The organism is Mangrovibacter phragmitis (assembly GCF_040429585.1).
Lineage (GTDB): Bacteria > Pseudomonadota > Gammaproteobacteria > Enterobacterales > Enterobacteriaceae > Mangrovibacter > Mangrovibacter phragmitis.
In genome coordinates this window covers 3,324,703-3,339,549 of sequence record NZ_CP134782.1, presented here as the reverse complement: position 1 = coordinate 3,339,549, position 14,847 = coordinate 3,324,703, and the positions used below count along the sequence as shown (strand labels likewise).

Here is a 14,847-nt window from a genome sequence, read left to right as displayed (position 1 = left end):
GCGCGCCAGTAATCCGGGCTATCGCTTCAGGCGCAGTTGCTGCAGGTTGCCTGATAACACCAGCCCGGTCTCCAGCGTAACCAGTTTTCTGCTAAGCAGGGCATTATCATATTGCCCTGTGAGCTTTTTCTTCCACTTTTGCGGAACGTCATCCAGGTGTTGCCAGAGGTTTTCCAGAGTCTGGTACTGGCTGATTAACTGGCTGGCGGTTTTGGGGCCAATACCCGGCACTCCTGGAATTTTACTGCTGCTAACACCCGTCAGGCCCCAGTAATGGGGTAATGCCTCTGGTGTTACGCCAAACTCTTCTGCAATAAACGGGGCATCCAGCCAACGTTTTTGGAAATAGTCGCGAATACGAATAGTGGGCGACAGGAGTTGGCAGTAGCCTTTATCGGTGGAAACGATGGTGGCCAACTGCCCGGCTGCAGCAACTTTTGCGGCCAGCGTTGCAGCCAGGTCATCGGCCTCGCAGTTTTCCAGAGACCAGCAGGCGACACCCTGTTCGGCGAAAGTCTCGCGAATCAGCGGCATTTCATGTTGTAAATCTTCCGGTACTGCTGAACGCCCTGCTTTATATGACGGGAACAGGCGGTAGCGCCAGCCATCGTGCCGGTTCTCATCATCGAATACTGCAACAGCATGAGTGGGGCTGGCGTGGTTAAGTAACTGCCTGAGCGCATGTATGCAGGTATCCCGGCAAGGGGAACCGGATACGGCATGAATGCGCCGGATAAGATTCAGCGCGTCAATTATCAGTAAGTGTGATGACATAGCAGTATTTTTCAGCAGGTTACCATAAATAAACCCTACCATTTTATGGCTTTTACTACCATGACAGGGGAAAACAATGCGCGGCAGTTTCCATTTTTTTCAGTAACAAACCTTATGTTCGCACCGAACGAAAAGATGTTACTCAATAAAAAAGGGCAGTATTCACTGCCCTTTATGAATGGCTACGCATTAACCCGATATTAATTCACTATCAACTACAAATTTCGTAGCAGGGAATGTAGGTTGATCCTGGGAGCTTCATACGATGCTGGGCTACAAAACCCTGCAGTAAATCATCCATCCGTTTCATTATTTGGCTGTCACCATGGATCTTATACGGGCCAAAGGATTCAATCGCTTTGATGCCTACTTCTTTCACGTTACCCGCGACAATTCCTGAGAAAGCCCGGCGCAGATCAGCGGCCAGTTTCTCTGCTGGCTGCTCCGTGTGCAGGTTAAGGTTCGCCATATTTTCATGGGTGGGTTCGAAGGGGAGTTGCAAGTCTGGCGCAATACGTAATGACCAGTTGAAGCTGTAAGCATCTCCGCTTTCACGACGGTTCTCTTTCACCATCGGCATCGCTTTTTTCATTTGGCGCGCCACTTCAGCCGCATCATCAACAATGATGGTGTAATGTTTACGGGCTTCTTCACCCAGCGTGTTAACAATGAACTCATCCAGTACCCGGAAGTAATCCGCGCTGCCTTTTGGCCCGGTGAGGATCAGCGGCAGTACCTGATTCTGGTTTTCCGGATTCATCAGAATACCGAGCAGGTATAACAGTTCTTCTGCAGTGCCTACACCACCCGGGAAAATGATGATGCCATGAGCAATACGCACAAATGCTTCAAGGCGTTTTTCGATGTCTGGCATGATTATCAGTTCATTAACCAGTGGGTTTGGCGGCTCAGCGGCGATAATTGAAGGCTCAGTCATACCAATAAACCGGCCATCTTTGTAACGCTGTTGTGCGTGCCCAACCGCCGCACCTTTCATCGGGGCTTCCATTGCTCCGGGCCCACAACCAGTGCAGATATTCAATTCCCGCAAGCCGAGTTGGTTACCTACGCTGCGGCCATACAAATATTCAGTTTCATTAATTGAGTGGCCACCCCAGCAAACAACCAGGTTCGGGGCTTCACCAACATGCAATGCCCGGGCATTGCGCAAAATCGAGAACACCAGGTTAGTGATATGTACCGAGGCTTCCATATTCAGGTGTTGTACCCGGCTGGCAAGATTAATCTGCCCGTTAACGAACAGAATATCGCGCAACACGGCAAACAAGTTGGCCTGCAGTGAACGAATGATATGCCCATCGACAAAAGCATCTTCAGGCGGGTTAATCAGCTCAAGTTTCACGCCACGTTCCCGGCGCAGTACGTTGATGTCAAAATTCTGAAAACGGGATAACAGTTCTTTGCTGCTGTCTGTCTGGCTACCCGAGTTCAGAACGGCAAGTGAACAGTTACGAAACAGTTGATAAAGATCGCTACTGGCCGTGCGCTTAAGCATGTCGACTTCCAGTTGCGACAACAAATCCATTGAACCAAGTGGGCTGATATGTGTAATCAAGTAGACTCCTTATGGGGCTAAAGGCACAGCTCCCTGTGATTACAATAGCCCTGGCTTGTGGGTTTTAACAACCCACACGAGTGCAACAGTTTGCATTATTGTGTTGATTCGCGTGTTGGTTCGCATAGCGAAAACTGATTTGGAACTTAGCTCATCCATGAGCCACAGGGATTATTGGCGGGGCAGGCGGCCTGTCGCGGGGGTGAACGCATAATTGCTGCGCCAGGGGTTGATATCCAGCCCACCACGACGGGTATAGCGGGCATAAACACTAAGTGCTTTGGGTTGGCAGTAACGCTGGATATCATTAAAGATGCGTTCAACACATTGTTCATGGAACTCGTTATGATGGCGAAAAGAGACCAGGTAACGCAGCAGCTTTTCGCGATCAATGCGCTTGCCCTGATAGGCGATTTGTACTGAACCCCAGTCTGGCTGGTGAGTAATCAGGCAATTTGACTTCAGTAAATGGCTGACCAGTGTTTCTTCAATGACCGGCCCTGTGCTTGCGGCGCCTTCGAGCAACGTGTCATCAAACTGATAATCATCAATAGTGATATCCTGGTTGTCGATACACTCCCCGTTAAAAGCGGCGATAGGTTGCCCTTCCAGAAAACCAACGCTATACAGCGTGACGGCAACCTGGCCTTTTGCACACTGGCTCAGATCACGAATCAGTGTCTGGCGTACGTCGTCCCAGCTTTCAAAATGGGTTTGGTTGAAACTGTTGAGGTAAAGTTTAAAACTCTTCGATTCAATCAAGTTGACGCTGCGCGCTTCCAGTTCAACATGCCCAACAGCAACCTGAGGCAGACCTTTGCTGTTAAGCCAGGATAGTTCGTACAATGTCCAAATGTCGCAACCGTGGAACGGCAGGCTATCGGCGTGCAACCCCAGTGGGTCGCGGTTCAGGCTGCGGGGAACAGGTTGCAATAAATTAGCGTCGTAGCGATCCCGGTAATCCGTTGTTTTACCCAGTGTAAGGCCGCTGAGCGCCTTGTGGTTATCGTAAACAGTCATACTTTACCTTTAAATAGGATGCCGAAAAGGTGGTACTTATTTTTAGCGTAAATTTTGAAGCCGGAAGTTAGCAAGCAGCGCTACCATCCTGTATGGTGTCCGCTTTGGTCGTTAACGCTACCCGGCATCTTCTCGCCTGGTTGCCGGTGTGCAGTGACTTCTTCGGAGAAAAGAGTGGATAACGCTGTTCAGAGTGCTTTGCAGGATTTTACCACACGATACAGCCAGACGTGGGATCAACTGTGTGGAACCCACCCGGCGAGTGATGAACTGTTCGGTGTACCATCACCCTGTATTACGCAAACTAAAAAAGATGTGGTGTACTGGCAACCTCAGCCTTTTAGCCTGTCTGAAGATTTGGGCGCTGTTGAGCGAGCCATGGGGATAACCCTTCAGCCAGCGATTCACCAGTTTTACACCACGCAATTTGCCGGTGATATGCTGGCAACGTTTGGGGGATTACCGTTAACGTTACTGCAGGTATGGAGTGAAGAAGATTTTACCCGTGTGCAGGAGAATGTGATTGGGCATCTGGTTACTCAACGGCGTTTAAAACTTTCACCAACGGTTTTCATTGGCACTGTTGAAAGTGAGTCACAGGTGGTTGCTGTGTGTAACCTGAGTGGTGAAGTGGTGCTCGAAACACTCGGGCGTAAGGTGCGTCAGGTTCTCGCTCCTTCACTTACCCGGTTCCTTGAAGAGGCCAGTCCGCGGACTTTGTAGTCCTTTTGGCTTACTTCCTTGTGAGATATCTCTTACAAAGTTGTAGGATAATTGCCAGAGAAAATGCATTACCTTTTAGATGGTTGTTTTTAAAAAATTTTTATTATCATACTGTTAAAGGTGAGCTATACATTAGCGGATGAAACTTTACGTAGGGTTTATCTGATACCATCTTGTAACTGCCTGCTGAATCAGCGATTCTAATGTCATCGACAGGGAGTTGATAATGAAGCAGATATCAGGATGACGTCTCTTCAAACAGGACACACCAGAAGGTGTAACAGGGAAGGCTTCAGGATGAAGCAAAGAGGATAGCGCAAGGTTGCGCAAAAGGACACCTCCAGGATGGAGAATGAGAGCCCGACAGGAGTCAGGCGGGTCAGGATGACTTAAGGAAAGATGCGTCGGGGGGCGCTTGTAGCATCGGGAAGACGCGTGCAGGAAGCACTAACAAGGATTGTTAATCAGGAAAAGTTGTCAAGGATGAGCAGGGAGCATAATAAGTAGCCGGATAGCTGCTAAACGAACCGGGAGCACTGTTTAACAGTGCTCCCTTTTTTATTATTGTTTCCCACCCACTGTTTTTCTCATTACCGCCGGCAATGGTATGCTTGTGCCTGTTGATGTTGCCCGGAGAAACCCATGAACCACCACCAGGCCGTACGCCGCCATCTGCACATGCTTGAACAACAGTTGCGTGATTGTGGGCAGTGGCAGGCCGAACCACCTCATGCCAGTGCTTTCGAAAGTTCACAGCCATTCTTTCTTGATACCTTACAACCTTATGAATGGTTGCAATGGGTGCTTATTCCCCGGATGCATGCGTTACTGGATGGCTCACATGCATTACCCGAGAACTTCGCAGTCGCGCCTTATTATGAACAGGCGCTTGCCCCAGACCACACTGGCCGGGAATCCGTACTGGCAGTATTGGTGGAGCTGGACGCCTTATTTTCAGGTGATAAATCGTGACACTGGAAATTCTCTACCAGGATGACTGGCTGGTCGCAGTCAATAAACCCTCAGGCTGGTTAGTGCACCGCAGTTGGCTGGACAGGGACGAAAAAGTGGTGGTCATGCAGACAGTGCGTGATCAAATCGGCCAGCATGTGTTTACTGTGCATCGCCTTGACAGGCCGACATCGGGCGTGTTGTTGCTTGGGCTGAGTAGTGAAGCAGGGCGCAGGCTATCCCGTCAATTTGAGCAGCATGAAATTCAAAAGCGCTATCATGCAATTACCCGTGGCTGGCTTGAGGGAACTGATGTACTGGATTACCCGCTGATAGAAGAAATGGATAAAATCGCGGATAAATTTTCCCGGCAAGATAAAGTTGCACAGCCTGCTGTAACTGAATATCGCGGTCTGGCGACAGTGGAAATGCCGGTGCCGGTTGGCCGCTATGACACCGCACGTTACAGCCTGGTTGAACTGTTACCTAAGACCGGGCGTAAACATCAGCTACGCCGCCATATGGTGCATCTGCGCCATCCTATTATTGGCGATACAAAACATGGTGATTTGCGCCAGAACCGGGGAGCAGCCGAGCATTTTGGTTGTAACCGGCTTATGCTTCATGCAAGCCAACTGGCGCTGACACACCCTTTTACTGGCGAACCTCTGGTGATAAATGCCGGGCTGGATAAAAGCTGGATGCAGGCATTGTCACATTTTGGCTGGCAAGGGATCCTGAAAGAGAATGAAAGGGTTGAGTTTGTCTCTGGTGGTAGCCAGGATGGGTGTGATTGCGAAACAACAAGAGGTTAACAGGATGGCAGAAGTCGGTATTTTTGTTGGCACTGTGTATGGAAACGCACTGTTAGTTGCCGAAGAGGCAGAAGCATTATTAACGCAGCAAGGGCATCATGTCACCATTTTTGAAGACCCTGAAATCGCTGACTGGGCGCGTTACCAGGGCCATTATTCCCTGGTTATTACTTCCACTACCGGTAATGGGGATTTGCCCGATAACATTCGCTCCCTCTACCACGCTATTAAAGATGCCGGGTATTTCCCGCACCACCGTTATGGCCTGGTAGCCCTTGGCGACAGCGGCTATGAACACTTTTGTGGTGGTGGGAAGCAGTTTGATGCCTTGCTTAAGGATGTAGCGGCGCAGCGAGTTGGCGATATGTTGTTGGTGGACGCAGCAGAAGACCCGGAACCTGAGCAAGTGACCAATGCCTGGGTTGAGCACTGGGGCCACTTGATTTAATCATCTGATGTTTCTGTAATTTCCCTTTATTTAGTGTGCCTTTGTTTTGCGGTATGGCTGTCAAGTGATGCCGCTCACGTCCCAATACAATTCACTGCCTGATGAGCCCCATTTGGTAGCTAATCAGGCAAATCGTGAAGAAGTACGCAGCACGTTGGTCCGATGCTTAAATTTCTTATTCCTCTTCCCCTGAATCTTGTGCTCTTGCACGGTGAGCAGTGCACTACGTGTTTTTATACTGCATAAGCCAGTACATATTCCGTATGCGTAAAGCCCTCAGGGCGCCAGATAACAACTAACGCTGCGGCCTTTATTCATCATTCTGAAGTGCCCTACAGGTTCTGTTGTTCAGAATGGGAGTCGCTCAACGTAGAGATTCAGGAGCACAACATGAACACAGTCAGCCAGGTTGCGGATAATGTGCAGAAGCGCACTAACGCCCGATACTGGATTGTGGTGATGCTGTTTATCGTCACATCATTCAACTATGGTGACCGCGCAACGCTGTCTATAGCCGGGTCCGCCATGGCGAAAGACATTGGTCTTGATCCTGTTGGTATGGGGTATATCTTTTCGGCCTTCTCATGGGCTTATGTGATTGGGCAAATCCCGGGAGGCTGGTTGCTCGACCGTTTTGGTTCTAAACGGGTTTATTTTTGGTCTATTTTCATCTGGTCACTGTTTACCTTATTGCAAGGATTTGTCGATATATTCAGTGGGTTTGGCATTATCGCTGCGCTGTTTATGTTGCGGTTTCTTGTCGGCCTCGCTGAAGCGCCTTCGTTTCCTGGCAATAGCCGTATTGTCGCAGCCTGGTTTCCTGCCCAGGAAAGGGGAACTGCTGTGGCTATCTTCAATTCTGCGCAGTACTTCGCTACCGTTATTTTCGCGCCGATTATGGGCTGGCTGACTCATGCAGTGGGCTGGTCTCATGTCTTCTTCTTTATGGGCGGACTTGGGATCCTCATCAGCTTCCTGTGGCTCAAAATGATCCACGAACCTAACAACCACCCGGGTGTGAATAAAGCAGAACTGGAGTATATCGAGCAAGGCGGCGCTCTGATCAATATGGATCAGAAAGGGGCTAAACATCAGGTGCCAATGTCTGAAAAATGGGGGCAAATTAAGCAATTACTGTCGTCACGGATGTTGATGGGGGTTTATCTCGGCCAGTATTGCATTAATGCTCTGACTTATTTCTTTATTACCTGGTTCCCGGTGTACCTGGTTCAGGCGCGTGGAATGTCAATTCTTAAGGCGGGGATTATCGCATCTGTGCCGGCTGTCTGTGGATTTGCGGGTGGCGTGCTGGGTGGCATTATTTCCGACTGGCTGATGCGTCGCACCGGTTCCCTCAATGTTGCCCGTAAAGTACCCATTGTATGTGGCATGTTGTTGTCCATGACGATGGTGCTGTGCAATTACGTTGATGCGCAGTGGATGGTGGTTGGCTTTATGGCTATGGCTTTCTTCGGAAAAGGACTGGGGGCATTAGGTTGGGCGGTGATGGCCGATACTGCACCGAAAGAGATCAGTGGCCTGAGCGGTGGGTTGTTCAACATGTTTGGCAACCTCTCCGGCATTGTGACACCGATTGCCATTGGTTACATCATCGGGATGACAGGGTCTTTCCACGGCGCGCTGATTTATGTCGGTGTTCACGCCCTGGTTGCGGTGCTGAGCTTCCTGGTTATTGTCGGTGATATCAAACGTATTGAGCTCAAACCCGTTAAAGGGCAGGAGGCGAAACATGCACACACAATCTAGCCCGGTTATCACGGAGATGAAGGTTATCCCCGTGGCAGGTTACGACAGTATGCTGCTCAATATTGGTGGTGCACATAACGCCTGTTTCACACGCAACATCGTCGTGCTTACTGATAACGCCGGGCATACTGGTGTTGGGGAAGCCCCAGGCGGTGAAGTGATTTATCGCACGCTGAATGAGGCAATTCCCCAGGTTGTCGGGCAGGAAGTTGCCTGTCTGAACCGCCTGGTACAACAAGTGCACAAAGGTAATCAATCTGCGGATTTTGATACTTTCGGTAAAGGCGCGTGGACGTTTGAATTACGAGTGAATGCTGTTGCCGCACTGGAAGCTGCATGCCTTGATTTACTGGGGCAAGTTCTGAATGTACCGGTATGTGAGTTGTTGGGGCCAGGTCGCCAGCGCGACACCGTGACAGTTCTGGGGTATCTGTTTTATGTCGGTGACCGGCGGAAAACGGATTTGCCCTATCTGGCAAGCAGCCCAGGAACCCACGACTGGTATCGCCTGCGCCACCAGGAAGCGCTCAATTCAGAGGCGATTGTACGCCAGGCTCAGGCAGCACAAGACCGCTATGGTTTTAAAGATTTCAAACTCAAAGGGGGTGTCTTGCCTGGCGAACAGGAACTCGATGCCGCTGTGCAGCTCAAAAAGCAATTTCCTGATGCCCGCATAACCGTAGATCCGAATGGGGCATGGTTGCTGGATGAAGCCGTGGCGTTGTGCAAGGGAATGAAGGATGTGCTGACATATGCCGAAGACCCTTGTGGGGCTGAACAGGGCTTTTCTGGCCGCGAGGTGATGGCTGAATTCCGGCGCGCCACCGGGTTGCCTGTGGCAACCAATATGATTGCCACCAACTGGCGTGAAATGGGGCATTCAGTCATGCTGAACGCGGTGGATATCCCGCTGGCGGACCCTCATTTCTGGACGCTCAGTGGTGCCATTCGTGTGGCACAACTGTGTGATGACTGGGGGCTTACCTGGGGTTGCCATTCAAACAACCATTTTGACATTTCACTGGCGATGTTCAGCCATGTTGGCGCGGCCGCTCCGGGCCAACCCACCGCGCTGGATACTCACTGGATTTGGCAGGAAGGTAACCAGCGCCTGACGAAAAAACCACTGGAAATTGTTAATGGGCAAATAGCTGTGCCGGATACACCCGGGTTGGGTGTGGAACTGGACTGGGAGCAGGTCCAGGCAGCCCATGAGTTGTATAAAACATTGCCTGCAGGCGCACGGAATGATGCCAGTGCAATGCAGTATTTGGTACCAGGCTGGACATTTGATCGTAAACGCCCCGCTTTTGGTCGTGATTATATGAACACAAGGACAAGCTAATGAGTAACGTAACTTCTACTCCTGTCGTAACCGGTATGCAGGTTATTCCCGTTGCAGGCCACGACAGCATGCTGATGAATCTGAGTGGCGCTCACGCCCCTTTCTTCACCCGCAATATTGTCATTATTAAAGATAACGCCGGCCATACCGGTGTGGGTGAAATTCCCGGTGGCGAAAAAATCCGTAAAACGCTGGAAGATGCAGTAGAACTGGTTAAGGGAAAAGCACTGGGCGAATATAAAAATGTGCTGACCCTGGTTCGCCAAACATTTGCAGACCGTGATGCAGGCGGTCGCGGGTTGCAAACATTTGATTTACGTACCACGATTCATGTTGTGACCGGTATCGAAGCGGCACTGCTGGATCTGCTGGGCCAACACCTGGGAGTTAACGTTGCATCATTGCTCGGCGATGGGCAACAACGTAATGAAGTTGAAATGCTGGGTTACCTGTTTTTCGTCGGTGATCGCACACAGACACCTCTGCCTTACCAAAACCAGGCAGATGAAAAATGCGACTGGTACCGGTTGCGCCATGATAAAGCCATGACTCCAGACAGCGTAGTGCGCCTGGCTGAAGCTGCTTATGAAAAGTACGGCTTTAATGATTTCAAACTCAAAGGCGGTGTTATTGCTGGCGAAGAAGAAGCGGAAGCGGTTACTGCACTGGCAAAACGTTTCCCGAAAGCGCGGGTTACTCTGGATCCTAATGGGGCCTGGTCGCTGAATGAAGCGATTGCTTTGGGCAAGCAACTTAAAGGTGTTCTGGCATATGCAGAAGATCCTTGCGGTGCGGAGCAGGGCTTCTCTGGCCGTGAAGTAATGGCTGAGTTCCGCCGTGCTACCGGGTTGCCAACCGCAACCAACATGATTGCCACAGACTGGCGTCAGATGGGCCATACTTTATCGCTACAGTCTGTGGATATTCCGCTGGCTGACCCACATTTTTGGACGATGCAGGGTTCGGTGCGTGTTGCTCAAATGTGCCATGATTTTGGGCTGACATGGGGTTCGCATTCCAATAATCACTTTGATGTTTCTCTGGCAATGTTTACCCATGTGGCTGCTGCGGCACCGGGTAAGGTCACCGCTATTGATACCCACTGGATTTGGCAGGAAGGTAACCAGCGTCTGACTCGCGAACCACTGCAGATTAAAGGCGGTATGGTTCAGGTACCGGCCAAACCCGGTTTGGGTATTGAACTGGATATGGACCAGGTCATGAAAGCTCATGAGTTGTATCAAAAACACGGACTTGGCGCACGAGATGATGCCATGGCTATGCAGTATCTTATCCCTGACTGGACGTTTGATAACAAACGCCCATGCATGGTGCGTTAACCGCGATTTTTACCGACACAGGCCAGGTTTGTACAAGTTTCAGGCCTGGCACAGACTGCCAATATGTAACCAAGAGATCACCATTAAGCAGAGGGATGGCATATGAAAATAGTGATTGCGCCAGATTCATTTAAAGAAAGTCTGAGTGCACAAGAGGTTGCCGGGCATATCCGGTCAGGTTTTCAGGAAATTTATCCTGACGCTGAATATGTGTGTGTGCCTGTTGCTGACGGCGGAGAAGGAACCGTTGATGCAATGGTAGCGGCAACACAGGGGCGTATCATTGAAGTCAGTGTGTCAGGCCCTCTTGGTGAACGCTGTGACGGTTTTTACGGTATATCCGGCGATGGCAATGTGGCGTTTATTGAAATGGCGGCCGCCAGTGGTCTTGAGTTGCTTGCGCCTGAGCAGCGTAATCCATTGCTGACAACATCCTGGGGTACCGGCGAGTTGATTCGCCATGCTCTTGATAAGGACGTAAAGCATATCATTATTGGCCTGGGCGGTAGCGCAACCAACGATGGTGGTGCGGGAATGATTCAGGCGTTGGGTGCCCGCTTACTGGACAGCCAGGGCCAGCCGCTGCCTGCAGGGGGAGCGGCATTACAGAAACTGGCCCGGATTGATATCAGTGGCCTGGACCCGCGCCTGGCGCAATGCCAGATTGACGCGGCATGCGATGTCACCAACCCATTGACCGGTCCTCAGGGAGCTTCAGCTGTGTTTGGCCCGCAAAAAGGCGCTTGTGCTGACATGGTCGAACAACTGGACAAGGCTCTGGAGCACTATGCTGGCATTATTGCGCAAACGCTGGATAAAAATGTCCTGAATCTGCCGGGTGCCGGGGCTGCCGGAGGGATGGGCGCGGCGTTGTATGCCTTTTGCAATGCAAGCTTACGTCCGGGTATTGAAATAGTGACAGAAGCACTGTCACTGGCGGATGTCATCAAGGATGCTGACCTGGTGATTACCGGAGAAGGGCGTATCGACAGCCAGAGTATTCACGGCAAAGTGCCGGTGGGTGTTGCCAGTATTGCGGTACGTTTTGGGAAGCCCGTTATCGGGATTGGCGGCAGCCTGTCCAGAGATGTCTCTGTGGTTTACCAGCATGGCCTGAATGCCGTATTCAGTGTGCTGAGCCGGGTGTGTCCCCTGGAAGAGGCTCTGAATGATGCTGGCGAAAACCTGGAACATACCGCACGTAACATTGCAGCCATTCTCCAGGTGGGCCAAAACCTGGCGCATTAACCGCTTTTGCTGATGCCTCTGCCTGCCCATTGGCTGTAATGGGCAGTTGTTGTGTGTTATCCAAGGATTTTTTTCGCAGCTTTGGCGACATTGTCCATTTCGTCCAGTAATTCGAGGAATTCCGGCTCAAGGTCACTGGCTGGCGTATCGTTACGCAGTGCCTGCTCTATCAGGAAGCAGAGGTTCTTCAGCCTGGGCACACCACTATAACCACAGCTACCATGCAGTTTGTGAATATTGTCCAGCAAGTCTCCAGGTGCTTCCCCTACCAGTTGCTCTTCTACGGTATTGCGTACTTCTGGTAAGAAGTCTATCAACATCTGCAGCATGTCACGGGCCAGATCCACCTTATTAGCTGCCTGGCGTATTGCCAGTTGCCAGTCGAGGGAGACATCATTGGCAGGTAATGGATTATCCTGTTGCTGGAAGGCTGCGGCAGCGGGTAGTACGCCATGCACGGAGGAGTGGTAACGCAATAACAGGCTGCGTAATTTATCTTCTTCAATCGGTTTTGCCAGGTAGTCATTCATACCGGCACGCAGCATTTTTTCTTTCTGCCCGGCAATTGCATGGGCGGTAACCGCAACGACCGGCGTTTTGTGTAAATGAGGCATCTGGCGAATTAACTCGCAGGCATGAATGCCATCCATATCTGGCATCTGGATATCCATCAGAATAATGTCGTAATGACCAGTGCGGGCTTTTTCCACAGCCTGACGACCACTGTTGCACAGCACCACATGCTGCACTAAGTCTTCCAGTAATACACCAATCAGTTTCAGGTTTGCCGGATTGTCATCGACAGCCATAACCGTTATTGGCAGAGGGCTGTATGGGTGGGTATCCGTTTGATGTTCCGGGTGATTACCGCAACATTCAGCCAGTAGTGGCAGCAAGCGGGTTGGCGTAATCGGTTTCAGAATACAGGCGGCTGCTCCGCCTTTTTTCAGGCCTTCTGCATCAATTTGCGCATAACAGGGCAGAGCAATAATCAGGCTGTTACAGCGCTGCAAAGCCCGGGCAAATAAGTCCTGTTCCATCGATAGTGGTTGATGGGAGGTCACTGACACTCCCATGATCAGTACATCGATATTTTCTGCTGTTAAATCATCCAGTTTGGCACGCCATGAGATTTGCGCTGGTGTGGATTCCAGCCATTCAAGTGTACTTTGTGCTGCGGTATGGTTTGGTTCAATATAAGCAATATGTTTGCCTGCCAGAAACTCAGTGATATGCACATCTATGATGGCATTAGGGTTCAGGTCGATATTAATCGTGAACCAAAACGTTGAACCCTGGCCGGGCTGGCTGTGGAACGAGATATCTCCGCCCATCGAATTAACTAATTTTTGTGTGATAACCAGCCCCAGTCCGGTACCACCGTGACGGCGTGAAATGCTGGCATCGGCCTGGCGGAATGCCTGGAATAACCGTGATTGATCGCGTTCAGGAATACCGATACCTGTATCGTGAATACGTATCTCAATTTGCGCTTTCTGATTGGCGCGTGAACGGCACTCCACCACAATATCAATGTTGCCCTGTTCCGTGAATTTAATGGCGTTCCCTACCAGATTAGTGATGATTTGCTGCAAGCGCAGCGGATCGCCGATTACACTATCCGGCACATCATTTTTGATACTGAGTGTCAGCTCAAGGCCTTTGTCATGGGCGGAATGCGCCAACAAAGTGACCACATCATCCATCGAGTTATGGAGCAAAAAGGGGATACTTTCCAGAATCAGTTTGCCCGCTTCCAGTTTGGAAAAATCCAGAACGTCATTGATTATCGCCAGCAAGTTATTGGCTGAGCGCTCTATGGTTTGCAGGTGGTCGCGTTGTGTGTCGTTAAGCTCTGTTTTGAGTGTCAGGCGGGTAAATCCAATGACACCATTAAGGGGAGTACGCAATTCATGGGACATGTTCGCCAGAAATTCGGATTTGATACGGGCGGCTTCCTGAGCGCGTTTTTTCGCGAGATCCAGTTCAACGTTCTGGATTTCCATCTGCTCAAGGGTTTCCCTTAAATCGGATGTCGCCTGGTCAACGTTATGCTGCATTTCTTCATGGTAAGCCGTTATCGACATCGCCATAGCATTGATACCATTTTTCAGCATATCAAGTTCGCCAAGCATAAAACCTTCGACACGCGTATCGAGTTGCCCACGGCGTATCTGGTCTACCGTATTGACCATATTGCGAATCGGGCGGGTGACATCTTTCATTAAGCGCCAGGCAAACCCAAGCGCGATAGCCACACAGAGAATAAGCATGAGTGATGCCATGAAAATTTCTTGGTACTGCTGCAAGCGTACTGAGCGCAAATCTAACTCAAGAGCGACATAGCCCAGTGTATTATGTGGCTGTTTTGCCCCAGCTGCCGGGGATTCATCCGGTTGGTAACCTTCAGAAATGATGGGGGTACGGAGTATCAGGCTATTGCTGTCCTGCTGTGTGACAGTGAGCTTTTGGGGGACAGGCTGGCCGGGCGCGAGGCGTAAATTATCCGGCGAAAGATGGTAATTAGATGTAACAAACAGGTTGTTCTTGTCATCATACACCGCGATGGCGCGTACAATATCCGAATGGCGGCGATGCAACACACTGACTAACTGGCGTATCGATTCACGGTTATCCAGGTCCATGCCGTATTCACTGGAGACAGCCAGCGGTTCAATGATACTGGCTCCGGCATCTTCAAGTTGGCGTTGTAAATCGTTATAGCGATGCACAACGAAAAAGATACTCAACAACAAACCGATCAACACCGTGGGTGCCAGGATCAGTACCATCATTCGGGCTCTGAGGCTGTAGTTGGTCATGACGTTCCAGTATGGGAC

Annotated in this window: 12 protein-coding genes; 8 read left to right on the top strand and 4 right to left on the bottom strand. The window is 50.5% G+C overall.

The annotated features are described in order from the left end of the window. Positions 1 to 18: 18 nt before the first annotated feature. The 3 genes from xni to queF form a co-directional block, all read right to left on the bottom strand. Positions 19 to 774: a flap endonuclease Xni gene (gene xni / locus MPHASIOC01_RS16140; protein WP_064601245.1), complete on the bottom strand. Its 756-nt coding sequence runs from the start codon at positions 772 to 774 to the stop codon at positions 19 to 21. A gap of 211 nt (positions 775 to 985) precedes the next feature. After that, entirely contained in the window at positions 986 to 2,350 is a 1,365-nt protein-coding gene (ppnN, locus tag MPHASIOC01_RS16135) for a nucleotide 5'-monophosphate nucleosidase PpnN (RefSeq protein ID WP_064601074.1), read from the bottom strand. A 171-nt stretch (positions 2,351 to 2,521) separates the two neighbouring features. Then, entirely contained in the window at positions 2,522 to 3,370 is an 849-nt protein-coding gene (gene queF / locus MPHASIOC01_RS16130; RefSeq protein ID WP_064601072.1) for an NADPH-dependent 7-cyano-7-deazaguanine reductase QueF, read from the bottom strand. 174 nt (positions 3,371 to 3,544) lie between these two features. On the opposite strand from queF, the gene syd reads away from it, so the two are divergent. The 8 genes from syd (at position 3,545) to MPHASIOC01_RS16090 (ending at position 12,007) form a co-directional block, all read left to right on the top strand. Then, the gene (gene syd, locus MPHASIOC01_RS16125) at positions 3,545 to 4,093 is read left to right on the top strand and encodes a SecY-interacting protein (protein ID WP_064601069.1); all 549 of its coding nucleotides are present in this window, start codon (positions 3,545 to 3,547) and stop codon (positions 4,091 to 4,093) included. A 642-nt stretch (positions 4,094 to 4,735) separates the two neighbouring features. Next, on the top strand, positions 4,736 to 5,065 hold the full coding sequence (locus tag MPHASIOC01_RS16120) for a YqcC family protein (RefSeq protein ID WP_353612919.1): 330 nt from the start codon (positions 4,736 to 4,738) through the stop codon (positions 5,063 to 5,065). Between the two features lie 2 nt (positions 5,066 to 5,067). Continuing rightward, positions 5,068 to 5,859 (top strand): tRNA pseudouridine(65) synthase TruC, encoded by a 792-nt coding sequence (truC, locus tag MPHASIOC01_RS16115; protein ID WP_353614949.1) that lies wholly within the window; start codon positions 5,068 to 5,070, stop codon positions 5,857 to 5,859. A gap of 4 nt (positions 5,860 to 5,863) precedes the next feature. Then, complete coding sequence (locus tag MPHASIOC01_RS16110) at positions 5,864 to 6,307, top strand: flavodoxin (protein ID WP_064601244.1); 444 nt, start codon at positions 5,864 to 5,866, stop codon at positions 6,305 to 6,307. Between the two features lie 390 nt (positions 6,308 to 6,697). Continuing rightward, entirely contained in the window at positions 6,698 to 8,074 is a 1,377-nt protein-coding gene (locus MPHASIOC01_RS16105; protein ID WP_064601063.1) for an MFS transporter, read from the top strand. Further along, complete coding sequence (locus MPHASIOC01_RS16100) at positions 8,058 to 9,419, top strand: enolase C-terminal domain-like protein (protein ID WP_064601061.1); 1,362 nt, start codon at positions 8,058 to 8,060, stop codon at positions 9,417 to 9,419. Before MPHASIOC01_RS16105 ends, MPHASIOC01_RS16100 begins: the two co-directional genes overlap by 17 nt. Continuing rightward, entirely contained in the window at positions 9,419 to 10,759 is a 1,341-nt protein-coding gene (gene gudD / locus MPHASIOC01_RS16095) for a glucarate dehydratase (protein ID WP_353612918.1), read from the top strand. The genes MPHASIOC01_RS16100 and gudD overlap by 1 nt, the downstream gene beginning before the upstream one ends. A 102-nt stretch (positions 10,760 to 10,861) precedes the next feature. Then, on the top strand, positions 10,862 to 12,007 hold the full coding sequence (locus MPHASIOC01_RS16090; protein WP_064601057.1) for a glycerate kinase: 1,146 nt from the start codon (positions 10,862 to 10,864) through the stop codon (positions 12,005 to 12,007). 56 nt (positions 12,008 to 12,063) lie between these two features. Here MPHASIOC01_RS16090 and barA read toward each other — a convergent pair whose 3' ends face one another. After that, complete coding sequence (barA, locus tag MPHASIOC01_RS16085; RefSeq protein ID WP_064601055.1) at positions 12,064 to 14,829, bottom strand: two-component sensor histidine kinase BarA; 2,766 nt, start codon at positions 14,827 to 14,829, stop codon at positions 12,064 to 12,066. Between the last annotated feature and the right edge of the window lie 18 nt (positions 14,830 to 14,847).

What these genes read in the sequence shown, in the direction of transcription:
- MPHASIOC01_RS16090 (WP_064601057.1), top strand. Translation starts at nt 10,862, where the DNA reads ATGAAAATAGTGATTGCGCCAGATTCATTTAAAGAAAGTCTGAGTGCA.
- gudD (WP_353612918.1), top strand. Translation starts at nt 9,419, where the DNA reads ATGAGTAACGTAACTTCTACTCCTGTCGTAACCGGTATGCAGGTTATT.
- queF (WP_064601072.1), bottom strand. Translation starts at nt 3,370, where the DNA reads ATGACTGTTTACGATAACCACAAGGCGCTCAGCGGCCTTACACTGGGT.
- barA (WP_064601055.1), bottom strand. Translation starts at nt 14,829, where the DNA reads ATGACCAACTACAGCCTCAGAGCCCGAATGATGGTACTGATCCTGGCA.
- xni (WP_064601245.1), bottom strand. Translation starts at nt 774, where the DNA reads ATGTCATCACACTTACTGATAATTGACGCGCTGAATCTTATCCGGCGC.
- MPHASIOC01_RS16105 (WP_064601063.1), top strand. Translation starts at nt 6,698, where the DNA reads ATGAACACAGTCAGCCAGGTTGCGGATAATGTGCAGAAGCGCACTAAC.
- MPHASIOC01_RS16120 (WP_353612919.1), top strand. Translation starts at nt 4,736, where the DNA reads ATGAACCACCACCAGGCCGTACGCCGCCATCTGCACATGCTTGAACAA.
- MPHASIOC01_RS16100 (WP_064601061.1), top strand. Translation starts at nt 8,058, where the DNA reads ATGCACACACAATCTAGCCCGGTTATCACGGAGATGAAGGTTATCCCC.
- MPHASIOC01_RS16110 (WP_064601244.1), top strand. Translation starts at nt 5,864, where the DNA reads ATGGCAGAAGTCGGTATTTTTGTTGGCACTGTGTATGGAAACGCACTG.